The 291-nt window shown below is 49.1% G+C and carries 1 protein-coding gene; it reads right to left on the bottom strand.

Translation table 11 applies throughout. The features are described 5' to 3' along the window. A partial coding sequence (locus tag L0U88_RS20740) for a hypothetical protein (RefSeq protein ID WP_234868783.1) occupies positions 1–291 on the bottom strand: 291 nt, incomplete at both ends.

Genomic DNA, 291 nt, shown 5'->3' with positions numbered 1-291 from the left:
GTAGGGGAATTTCCCTTCCCTTTCAGATTCGGGCAATTCAAGGAAATCCGCCAAAACGATCATGTTTTCATTCCATGTATCCCGCGGGGCTTTTCTGAAGTGCTTCCTAAACCTGGCCTCCGTCAATGCGAAATCCGCAAAAGTCATCGCTACTTCCATGGTTTTTTGCCTGCCGTTTTCCAGGTACTTCAATTCGTAGGTCGGCCAGATTTTGTCCATCGCCGGATTGCCGGAAAGGTCAAAGGCCTCTTGGGGAGTGACACCTTTGTCTGGATTGTAGCGGAAAATTGG

Source organism: Flavihumibacter fluminis, assembly GCF_021491375.1.
Taxonomy (GTDB): Bacteria; Bacteroidota; Bacteroidia; order Chitinophagales; family Chitinophagaceae; genus Flavihumibacter; species Flavihumibacter fluminis.
The sequence above is the reverse complement of the archived record's forward strand: the minus strand, read 5'-3'. Positions and strand labels throughout refer to the sequence as shown.